The 11,181-nt window shown below is 64.1% G+C and carries 10 protein-coding genes; all 10 read left to right on the forward strand.

Going from position 1 to position 11,181, the window contains the following annotated elements:
* On the forward strand, positions 1-522 hold a 522-nt coding region (gene hisF / locus RMN95_RS05755), incomplete at its 5' end, for a HisA/HisF-related TIM barrel protein (RefSeq protein ID WP_309615991.1).
* Positions 519-893 carry a phosphoribosyl-AMP cyclohydrolase gene (gene hisI / locus RMN95_RS05760; RefSeq protein ID WP_309615992.1) on the forward strand — a complete coding sequence of 125 codons (375 nt, stop codon included), beginning with the start codon at positions 519-521 and terminating at the stop codon, positions 891-893. The genes hisF and hisI, both read left to right, overlap by 4 nt.
* Positions 886-2,409 carry an anthranilate synthase component I gene (locus RMN95_RS05765; RefSeq protein ID WP_309615993.1) on the forward strand — a complete coding sequence of 508 codons (1,524 nt, stop codon included), beginning with the start codon at positions 886-888 and terminating at the stop codon, positions 2,407-2,409. The genes hisI and RMN95_RS05765 overlap by 8 nt, the downstream gene beginning before the upstream one ends.
* On the forward strand, positions 2,406-2,984 hold the full coding sequence (locus tag RMN95_RS05770) for a Trp biosynthesis-associated membrane protein (RefSeq protein ID WP_309615994.1): 579 nt from the start codon (positions 2,406-2,408) through the stop codon (positions 2,982-2,984). Before RMN95_RS05765 ends, RMN95_RS05770 begins: the two co-directional genes overlap by 4 nt.
* 69 nt (positions 2,985-3,053) lie before the next feature.
* Positions 3,054-3,284 (forward strand): DUF6704 family protein, encoded by a 231-nt coding sequence (locus tag RMN95_RS05775; RefSeq protein ID WP_309616000.1) that lies wholly within the window; start codon positions 3,054-3,056, stop codon positions 3,282-3,284.
* Entirely contained in the window at positions 3,284-4,057 is a 774-nt protein-coding gene (gene trpC / locus RMN95_RS05780; RefSeq protein WP_309615995.1) for an indole-3-glycerol phosphate synthase TrpC, read from the forward strand. Before RMN95_RS05775 ends, trpC begins: the two co-directional genes overlap by 1 nt.
* Positions 4,054-5,310 carry a tryptophan synthase subunit beta gene (trpB, locus tag RMN95_RS05785; RefSeq protein ID WP_309615996.1) on the forward strand — a complete coding sequence of 419 codons (1,257 nt, stop codon included), beginning with the start codon at positions 4,054-4,056 and terminating at the stop codon, positions 5,308-5,310. Before trpC ends, trpB begins: the two co-directional genes overlap by 4 nt.
* A complete protein-coding gene (trpA, locus tag RMN95_RS05790) occupies positions 5,307-6,089 on the forward strand; it encodes a tryptophan synthase subunit alpha (protein WP_309615997.1) in 783 nt (260 codons plus the stop codon). The genes trpB and trpA overlap by 4 nt, the downstream gene beginning before the upstream one ends.
* A gap of 63 nt (positions 6,090-6,152) precedes the next feature.
* Complete coding sequence (gene lgt / locus RMN95_RS05795) at positions 6,153-7,250, forward strand: prolipoprotein diacylglyceryl transferase (protein WP_309615998.1); 1,098 nt, start codon at positions 6,153-6,155, stop codon at positions 7,248-7,250.
* 89 nt (positions 7,251-7,339) lie between these two features.
* A partial coding sequence (gene gltB, locus RMN95_RS05800; RefSeq protein WP_309615999.1) for a glutamate synthase large subunit occupies positions 7,340-11,181 on the forward strand: 3,842 nt, incomplete at its 3' end.

Consider the following 11,181-nt stretch of genomic DNA (forward strand, 5'->3'; position numbering starts at 1 on the left):
CTGACCGTCGGTGGGGGAGTTCGCAGCGCCGACGATGTCGCCCGGCTCCAGGCCCACGGGGCAGACAAAGTCGGAGTTAATAGCGCAGCTATCGCCCGGCCCGCACTGCTGGGAGAGATCGCCGACAGGTTCGGCGCGCAGGCCCTGGTGCTGTCGCTCGACGTGAAACGCAGTGGCGGACGATTCGTCGTCACCACGCATGGCGGCCGCACCGAGACCGACCTCGATGCACTTACCTGGGCGCGTGAGGCCATCGAACGGGGCGTGGGGGAATTGCTCGTAAATTCGATTGATGCCGATGGCACTAAACAGGGGTTCGATCTCGAACTGATCGCCGCGATGCGCGAGATCAGCTCTGTACCGCTGATCGCGAGCGGGGGAGCCGGAGCCGTCGGACACTTTGCGCCCGCGATCGCCGCCGGTGCCGACGCGGTGCTTGCCGCCTCTGTGTTCCACACCGGAGAATTGACGGTGAGCGATGTCAAGCGCGCCCTCGACGACGCTGGGATGATAGTGCGATGAGCGAGCTGACAGCAGACACGGTTGGTGCGGTGATTGAGCGCGCGACATTCGACCGGGACGGGCTCGTGCCCGCCGTCATCCAGCAATGGGACAGCAAAGACGTGCTGATGGTGGGCTATATGAACGCCGAGGCACTGCGGCGCACGCTGACCGAGGGACGCGTAACTTTTTGGAGCCGTAGCCGCGGCGAGTTCTGGCGCAAGGGTGACACCAGTGGCCATGCGCAGTACGTCCGCGCGGCGTCCCTCGACTGCGACGGGGACACGGTGCTCGTGACCGTCGACCAGCACGGTCCCGCCTGCCACACCGGTGCGCACGCCTGTTTCGATGTCGACCCACTCACCCCCAGAATCGGCGTTCCTGATGCATAACACGACAACAGCCGCGGATTTCACGGCGCGACTGGAAGCCGGCCATCGGGTCGTCCCCGTGATCAGGGAGATCTTCGCTGACGGTGAAACCCCTGTCGGCGTCTACCGCAAGCTCGCTGCAGGAAAACCTGGCACGTTCCTGCTCGAGTCGGCCGAGCAGGGTGGCATCTGGTCACGCTTCTCCTTCGTCGGCGTTTCCAGCTTCGGCGTGTTGACCCAGGATGGCGACACGGCCACGTGGCTCGACTATGGACTGCCCGTCGAGCGCGCGCTTGGCGCCGAGCATCCCAGCGCACCGCTAGACGCCCTCACGCACCTCTACGAGCGCTGGAGCACACCGCACGTGCCCGGGCATCCGCCACTGACCGGGGGGCTGGTCGGTTTCATCGGGTGGGAAGCCGTGCGCCAGCTCGAGCGATTGCCGGGCATCCCACCAGCAGATTTCAGTGTGCCTGGGCAGGCACTGAGCTTCGTTTCCGAACTCGTGGTGCTCGACCATCGATTCGGCACGGTGATGCTCATCGCGGCCGCGCTCAATGACGGCACGATCGAGCGCGACGTGGTGTGGGGCGACGCCCAACGCCGGCTGGATGCGATGCAGGACGCCATCGCCAAGCCCACCCAGGCGTGGCTGGCCGAGGTTGACCTGTCGATCGCCCCAAACCCGATCCCTCGCACCGAGCCGGCCGAGTTCCTCGCAGCGATCCAGCGCTCGAAGCAGTTCATCCGCGACGGCGACGTCTTCCAGGTCGTGATCTCCCAGCGTTTCGATCACGAGATCACGGCCGAGCCGATCGACGTCTACAGGGTGTTGCGCACACTCAACCCCTCTCCGTACATGTACCTGCTCACGCTTGTGGATACCGCGGGCGAACCGTACTCGATTGTGGGCGCGAGCCCCGAGGCGCTTGTGAAGGTCTCGGGGGACAGGGTCTACATGCACCCGATCGCAGGCTCTCGACCGCGTGGTGACACACCCGAACGTGATCTCGAGCTGGCCGAGGAACTGCTGGCTGACCGCAAGGAGCAAGCCGAGCACCTCATGCTCGTCGACCTGGCACGCAACGACCTCCAAAAGGTCTGCCTGCCGGGCACGGTTGAGGTGACCGAATTCATGCAGGTCGAGCGATTCAGTCACATCATGCATCTGGTCTCCTCGGTCGAGGGCGACCTTAATGCGGAGGCAAGTTCGATCGACGTGTTGCGCGCGACGTTCCCGGCGGGCACCCTCTCGGGTGCGCCAAAGCCCCGCGCGCTCGAAATCATCGACGAACTCGAGCCCGCCCAGCGCGGGGTCTATGGGGGAGTCGTCGGCTACTTTGACTTCGCCGGGGATGCGGATCTCGCGATCGCGATCCGCACAGCGACGATCGTCGGCGGCCTCGCGAGAGTGCAGGCCGGCGCCGGCCTGGTGGCTGACTCCGACCCGTCGGCCGAGCAGCTGGAGTCGCAGAACAAGGCCGCGGCGCCGTTGCGGGCGATCGCCGTCGCCAACGCGATGCGTCGCATCCTGTGACCTCCGCCCGGCTTAAACTACTGCTCATCCTTGCTGGGGCAGCGGGTGGCGGGCTTGTGCTCCTGAGTTGGACGCAGCCCTGGTTCGGTCTCATCCTCGACGGCGGGCAGCCGCTGGAGGTGGCCGGGCAGACCGCGTCCCCCGGTCTCTCGGCGCTGGGGCTGGCCTGCCTCGCTCTGGCCGGCGCTCTCACGATCGCGGGCAGGGTGTTGAGGGTGGCACTCGGAGTGGTTGAAACGCTGATGGGCGTCGTCGTCGTGGTGACGGCGGCATCCGCGCTGGGGAGTCCGGTGTCCGCGTCGGCATCCGCGGTCACGGCCGCCACGGCCGTGAGCGGCAGCGCATCCATCGCCGAGGTCGTCGTCTCGATTACGACGTCCGGATGGCCGTGGTTGGCTATCGCGGCCGGCGTGCTGATCACTCTGGTCGGTATCGGGGTGGTCGCACTGTCGCCGCGCTGGCCGGGCCCTACTCGTAAATACGGCACCAGCGGGGCCGTCGAGACCGACGACACCGCCACCACCCTCGGAGCGTGGGATTCCCTCACGGGCGGCTCCGATCCGACAATCCACTGACCTCCGCGCGAGCGTCTAGCGCCGGGGCATCCCGCTAGAATTGGTATGCACACCACAGAATGGAGCACGATGAGCATCGAGTCTGAGCCTGGCCACGGAAACTCCCCGGCGGCCTGGACGGCGGTGATCATCATGCTGATTGCCTTCGCGATCGGCACGCTGGCATTCTGGTTCACCATCACCTGGCTTGTGATCGCTTCGGCATGCCTGCTGGTCGCGGGTGCTCTCACCGGGTTTGTCCTGGGCAGGCTCGGTTACGGTGTCGGTGGCGATAAGCTCACCCCGACAACTCGCGGCTAATGCTCGCCGACCTGGTCGCCGGGGCTCTTGCTGACGCTTCGGCCCGTCGATCGGTGCGAAGCCTCGCCGCTCTCGAAGCCGTCGCGACTGATCGCGCGCCCGCCCTCGATGTGCTCGCTGCTCTCGCTCCTCGGGAGGGTGTTCACGTCATCGCCGAAATCAAGCGCGCCAGCCCCTCTCGAGGCCAGCTTGCCGAGATCACCGACCCCGCATCCCTCGCCAAGGCCTACCAGGTCGGCGGCGCAAGCGCGATCAGCGTGCTGACCGAGGGTCGCCGCTTCGGTGGTTCGCTTCAGGATCTCGAGGACGTCCGGGCCGCGGTATCCATCCCGGTGCTGCGCAAGGATTTCATCGCCGAGCCTTATCAGGTGCTGGAGGCTCGCGCAGCGGGCGCCGACATGGTGCTACTGATCGTGGCGACGCTCGACCAGCCAACGCTGGCCAGCCTCTTCCGCCTCATCAACGAGTTGGGAATGACCCCGCTCGTCGAGGCGCACTCCGCCGATGAGGTCGATCGCGCGCTCGATCTCGGAGCCGACATCGTGGGCGTGAATGCTCGCGATCTCAGTACCTTCGAGCTCGATCGCGACCTGTTTGGCTCGCTCGCCGAGATGATCCCAAGCGGTGTCATCAGGGTGGCGGAATCCGCCGTGACGACCTCAGCCGATGTCGCCCACTATCGCAGCGCTGGAGCCGATGTTGTGCTCGTCGGCGAAGCACTTGTCACCAACGGTGACCCCGTCCACACACTGAGGGAGTTCCTGGCATCATGAAGCTTCGCGACGAACTGGGGCCGTACTTCGGCGAATTCGGCGGACGATTTGTTCCCGAGTCGCTCATCGCCGCGCTGGACGAGCTGGATGCCGCCTACACCGCCGCAAAGATCGACCCCTCGTTCGCGGCCGAACTCACGGAACTGCACAGGACCTACAGCGGCCGCCCTTCGATCATCACCGAGGTGCCCAGATTCGCCGAGCACGCGGGTGGCGCACGCGTCATCTTGAAGCGCGAAGATCTGAACCACACGGGATCACACAAGATCAACAACGTGCTCGGGCAGGCGCTTCTCACGAAACGCATCGGCAAGTCACGCGTGATCGCCGAGACGGGAGCGGGGCAGCACGGTGTTGCGACCGCGACCGCCGCGGCACTCTTCGGCCTTGAGTGCGTCATCTACATGGGGGAGGTCGACACCGAGCGCCAGGCGCTGAATGTGGCACGCATGAGGCTGCTCGGCGCCGAGGTTGTGTCCGTGACTACGGGTTCACGCACCCTCAAAGACGCGATCAACGAGGCCTATCGCGAGTGGGTCACGAGCGTGGACACGACAAACTACATCTTCGGCACGGTCGCGGGGCCCCACCCGTTTCCGACAATGGTGCGCGATTTTCAGAAGATCATTGGCGAGGAAGCACGCCAGCAGGTGCTGGAGCTCACCGGTAGACTGCCGGATGCCGTGACCGCCTGCGTCGGCGGGGGCAGCAACGCGATGGGCATCTTCCACGCATTCCTCGACGACCCGGATGTCGCGCTCTATGGCTACGAGGCGGCCGGGGATGGTCACCTCACTGAACGCCACGCGGCCACCATCACTCGCGGTCGCCCCGGGGTTCTTCATGGAGCACGCAGTTACCTGCTGCAGGACGAAGACGGGCAGACTATCGAGTCACACTCCATCTCGGCCGGGCTGGATTACCCCGGCATCGGCCCCGAGCACTCGTGGCTTCACGACATTGGGCGTGCCACCTATCTGCCCATCACGGACGATGAGGCAATGCAGGCGTTGCGACTGTTGAGCCGCACGGAGGGCATTATTCCGGCGATCGAGTCTGCCCACGCGCTGGCAGGAACTCTCGAGCTTGGCAAGCAGCTGGGGCCGGAATCGGTCATCCTCGTCAACCTGAGCGGTCGTGGCGACAAAGACATGGAGACGGCGGCCAAGTACTTCGACATTCTCGACACGGCAGCGCTGGCCGCCGAGGACGAAGCCCCGCTCGAGCCAGCACGGCCCGGAGTCGAGAGGTGAGCCTCGTCGAATCGACGATTGCCGCTCGCAAAGCGGCAGGCTCAGGTGCACTCATTGGCTACCTTCCGGCGGGATTTCCCGACCTGCAGTCCAGCATCGACGCCGCCGTTGCCCTCGCGGAGAACGGCGTCGACATCATCGAGCTCGGCATTCCCTACTCCGATCCGGTGATGGATGGCCTCGTCATTCAGCACGCAACCCAGCAGGCGCTCGAGGGCGGATTCAGGCTGGGACATGCCTTCGAGGCCGTTGCCGCTATCACCTCCAGAGTGGATGCCCCGGTGCTGGTGATGACCTATTTCAACCCCGTGTTCCAGTACGGCGTCGAACGGTTCGCCGACGATCTCGTGGCGGCAGGCGGGGCGGGCCTAATTACCCCGGATTTGGTCGCAGACGAGGCAGACCCCTGGCTCGCCGCCTCCGACCGGACCGGGCTCGACCGTGTCTTTCTTGCGGCTCCCTCATCGTCGGAGGCGCGACTCGAGCTCGCGGTCCAGAAAAGCCGCGGTTTCGTCTACGCGGTCTCGACCATGGGCATTACCGGTGCGCGTGCAGATGTCGATACCGCGGCGCGCGGGCTGGTCTCGAGGCTCCGCAGTGCGGGGGCCACGAGCGCCTGCGTCGGGGTAGGCATCTCCAACGCAGGTCAGGTGCGTGAGGTGCTCAGGTATGCCGATGGTGCAATCGTGGGGTCTGCCCTGGTGACGGCTCTGGCCGACGGCGGAGTGAGCGCTGTCGCTCGAACTGCCGCCGCCCTCGCAGCGGGTACGCTTGCCTAGTTCTTTCCCGCTCTCCGGCTGGCCGAAGTCTCACACGCAGCCCATCGCAGAAAGGTGACCGGTATGCCCCTTCTGCCGCTCAGCATTCCCAGCCCGCCAGAACAATGGCAGATCCCGATCAACATCCCGATCGGGTGGCTGCATTCGGTCCTTCCGATAGTCGGCGAGAACCAGGTCATCGCGATTCACACCTACGCCCTGTGCATCCTGGCCGGCATCATTGCCGCCACCATGCTCGTGAACAGCCGGCTGAAGCGTCGGGGCGCCGAGCCCGGAATCGTGCTCGACGTCATCATCTGGGCCGTTCCCCTGGGCCTGGTCGGCGCCCGCGCGTACCACGTTCTGACCCATCCGGCGGACTATTTCTTCGACGGAGCGGACCCGTGGGAGGTCATCCGGATCTGGAATGGCGGTAACGCTCTGTTCGGCTCTCTGATCGGAGGCGCTGTGGGAGCGTGGATCGGCTGCAAGCTCTCCGGCATTCGATTCTGGACCTTTGCGGACGCGCTGGCGCCGGCGATGCTTCTGGCGCAGGCGATGGGCCGTCTCGGCAATTACTTCAACCACGAACTTTTCGGGCAGCCGACCGATCTGCCCTGGGGGCTCGAGGTCGAGTCCACCAATTCCGCATTCCCGGTCGGACTCGCCGAAGGCACACTCTTTCATCCCACGTTCCTGTACGAAATGATCTGGAATGTTGTCGGAATCGTCTTCCTGTTCACCATGGAGCGTCGGTATCGACTCGTGACGAAGACTGTGGTGGGGCTCTCTATCCCGGTGCCGGTGGGCGACCCGGTGGCCCGGCTCCAGTGGGGCAAGGTCTGGGCGCTCTACATGATCTGGTACGGGGTGGGCAGAGCCTGGTTCGAGTCGATTAGGGTCGATCCCAGCGAGGTGTTCTTGGGCATCCGCACGAACGTCTGGGGCGCGATCGCGGCGATCATCCTGGGTGTCATCCTCTTCGGCTACCAGTCTCGTCGCCACCCCGGCGTCGAGCCGAGCGCGTACGTCCCCGGCCGCGAGTGGAAACCAGACGGTGCTGTAGACTTGAAACAGACCTACTCGGACAGTGACGAACCCGGCGATGAAGCCCTCGCATCCGCCGATGAGGCCTCGACCGACAAGCTCGCCACAAGCGGCTCAGGTACGACTCGCTCCTAAATAATCCGGGCGAATTTTCCCTCTGGGCCGCCGACGTCCCCCACCGCAAGTCAAAGTGTGCCACTGGCACCATTGTGAGGACGGTTGCTATGGCTCTCACGCCAGCATTCGAGCGCTTCAGCTCGGTACCGCGTGCTGCGGGACTGTACGATCCCCGACGCGAACGTGATGCCTGTGGCCTTGCCATGGTCGCAACGCTCCGCGGAACCGCGGGCCACGACATCATCGACACGGCACTGGGGGCGCTGCGTAACCTCGAGCATCGCGGCGCCGTCGGTTCTGATGCCGGCACAGGCGATGGTGCGGGCATTGTCACCCAGATTCCAGATGAGTTCCTGCGTGCGGTGGTTGAGTTCGAATTGCCGACGGTCGGGCGGTACATCGTCGGAATGGCCTTTCTCCCCACAGACGAAGCCGAGCGGGAGGCGATCAAAGCCAGCGTTGCTGCACTCGCCAGTGAGGAGAACCTGCGCGTCCTCGGCTGGCGCGATGTGCCGGTCGAACCCGGTAACCTCGGCACCCTCGCCCGGGGCGCCATGCCGTCGTTCGAGCAGGTCTTCCTGCAGTCGACTCGCGCTGACGCCAAGGGTCCCGTCGGCGGTATGGAGCTTGAACGCCAGGCCTTCCGCCTACGCAAACGTGCCGAACACGAGGTGCACGCCTACTTTCCCTCGCTCTCCGCCCGCACCCTGGTCTATAAGGGAATGGTCACCACCCTGCAGCTTGAGCCGTTCTACCCGGATCTCTCAGACCCACGCTTCATGTCGAAGCTTGCACTGGTCCATTCGCGATATTCCACTAACACGTTCCCCTCATGGCCGCTGGCCCAGCCGTTTCGGATGATCGCCCATAATGGCGAGATCAACACCGTTCAGGGCAACCGAAACTGGATGCGCGCTCGACAGTCCCAACTCGAAAGCGATGTGCTGGGCGACATCCGGTCTATCCTTCCGATCAATACCGACGGCGCGAGCGACTCTGCTTCGTTTGATGAGGTCGTCGAACTGCTCAACCTCGCCGGTCGCTCGCTGCCGCACGCAATGATGATGATGGTGCCGGAGGCGTACGAAAACCAGACGGATGTCGACCCTGCTCGACGCGCCTTCTACGAATACCATTCGATGCTCATGGAGCCGTGGGACGGCCCGGCCGCACTCGTGTTCACCGACGGATCACTCGTCGGCGCGACCCTCGACCGCAACGGACTCCGCCCGGGTCGTTACCTCGTCACCGACGACGGACTGGTCGTTCTCGCCAGCGAGATCGGCGTGCTCGACATCGAGCCGAGCCGGGTAGTTCGTAAAGGACGACTGCGGCCCGGCAAGATGTTCCTCGTCGACACGGTCCAGGGTCGCATCATCGAAGACGACGAGATCAAAGCCGAACTCGCTGGTGCCGAGCCGTGGGGTGAGTGGCTCGAGTCTGGCCGCATAGCGCTCAAAGATCTGCCGCAACGCGAGCACATCGTGCACACTCCGGCATCCGTGAATCGTCGACAGCGCACCTTTGGCTACACCGAGGAGGAGGTGCGGATGCTCATTATGCCGATGGCGCAGAACGCTGCCGAACCACTCGGCGCGATGGGTTCTGACACGCCTATCGCGGTGCTCTCCGACCGCCCGCGTCTGCTGTTCGACTACTTTACTCAGCAGTTCGCCCAGGTGACCAACCCCCCGCTCGATTCGATCAGGGAAGAGGTCGTCACCTCGATGAAGTCGGGGCTGGGGCCGGAGCGCAATCTGCTTGCCGCCACCCCGGAGCATGCCCGGCAGATTACCCTCGATTTCCCCGTCATCGACAATGACGAATTGGCGAAAATCCAGCATTTCGAGACCGCAAGTGGTCGTCGTCCCACTGTCACCCTGCGCTCGCTCTATCGCGTCGATAAAGGCCCTAAGGCCATGGAGAAGCGCCTCGCGAAAATGTGCGCAGAGGTGGATGAGGCCATCCGCAATGGTGCCCAGTTCATCGTCATCTCCGATCGCGACTCCAATAAAGACCGCGCACCCATCCCCTCGCTACTGGCTCTCGCGGCGGTGCATCACCACCTCATTCGCGAAGAGAACCGCATGAAAGTTGGGCTCATCGTCGAAGCGGGAGATGTGCGCGAAGTGCACCACGTCGCCCTCCTTGTCGGCTACGGCGCATCCGCCATCAACCCCTACCTCGCAATGGAAACGGCAGAGGAACTCGTTCGCAGCGGAATGATCCAGGGACTCACCGCGGAGAAGGCGGTCAAGAACCTGATTAAGGGCCTCGGCAAGGGGGTTCTGAAGATCATGTCGAAAATGGGTATCTCGGTTGTCGGCTCCTACGCTGGTGCGCAGGCCTTCGAGGCGGTCGGCCTCGGTCAGGCCTTCGTAGACCAGTACTTCACCGGTACCTCGAGCCTGCTCGGGGGAGTGGGCATCGAGGTGATCGCCGCCGAAAGTGCGGCTCGCCACGCATCGGCATACCCGGAAGATGGCGCCACGAGCGCACACGAGCGACTGTCTACCGGTGGCGAATACCAGTGGCGACGGGAAGGGCCGCCGCACCTGTTCAACCCCGAAACGGTGTTCCGCCTGCAACATGCGACCCGCTCACGCCGCTATGACATCTTCCGCGAGTACACCAAGCTCGTAGACGATCAGGCCGAGAACCTGATGACGCTGAGAGGTCTCTTCACGATCAAGGAAGGTGTTCGACCGGTCGTGCCCCTCGACGAGGTCGAGCCCGTCGAGTCGATCGTCACGCGCTTCAACACTGGCGCCATGAGCTACGGCTCGATCAGCCAGGAAGCACACGAGACCATGGCCATCGCCATGAACCAGCTCGGCGGGCGATCCAACACCGGTGAGGGCGGCGAGGATGTGGATCGGCTGCTCGACCCGAAACGCCGCAGCGCGATCAAGCAGGTCGCATCTGGTCGGTTCGGAGTCACCAGCATGTATCTCACGCATGCCACAGACATCCAGATCAAAATGGCCCAGGGCGCGAAGCCCGGTGAAGGTGGGCAGTTGCCCGCAGGCAAGGTCTACCCCTGGATCGCACGCACCCGGCATGGCACGGCCGGCGTCGGGCTGATCTCGCCCCCACCCCATCACGACATTTACTCCATCGAAGACCTCAAGCAGTTGATTTTCGACCTGAAGCGGGCGAATCCGGTCGCTCGCGTGCACGTGAAGCTGGTCAGCCAATCGGGTATCGGGGCTGTGGCCGCGGGAGTCACGAAGGCACTAGCCGACGTCGTTCTGGTGTCAGGACACGACGGTGGAACGGGCGCAAGTCCGCTGAACTCCCTCAAGCATGCCGGCACCCCGTGGGAAATCGGCCTGGCCGAAACCCAGCAGACTCTGATGCTGAACGGCATGCGTGATCGTGTCGTTGTGCAGGTCGACGGGCAAATGAAGACGGGCCGTGATGTCATCATCGGTGCTCTTCTCGGCGCCGAAGAATATGGGTTTGCCACGGCGCCACTCGTGGTGTCCGGGTGCATTCTGATGAGGGTGTGCCATCTTGACACCTGTCCGGTGGGGGTCGCGAGCCAAAACCCCGAGCTTCGTGCTCGATTCACGGGCAAGCCCGAATACATCATTAATTTTTTCGAATTTCTCGCCCAGGAGGTGCGCGAATATCTGTCACAGCTCGGCTTCCGCACGCTGGATGAGGCAATCGGGCACAGCGAACTGCTGGATTCCGATCGCGCCGTCGAACACTGGAAGGCGGATGGACTCGACCTGAGCCCGGTATTTACCGGCCCGAAGTTCAGCGACGACGAACCGCGCATCAACCGTGTCAGCCAGAATCACGAGCTCGAGAAGCACTTCGACCAGCAACTCATCAGGCTCAGCGCGGATGCTCTCGAAAACGGCACGCCCGTGGTTATCGAGCTCCCCATCCGCAACACGGAGCGCGCCGTCGGCACCATGCTAGGTCACGAGGTGACACT

Origin of the sequence: Salinibacterium sp. (genome assembly GCF_031364185.1) — a bacterium.
In the GTDB taxonomy this organism is placed as follows: domain Bacteria; phylum Actinomycetota; class Actinomycetes; order Actinomycetales; family Microbacteriaceae; genus Rhodoglobus.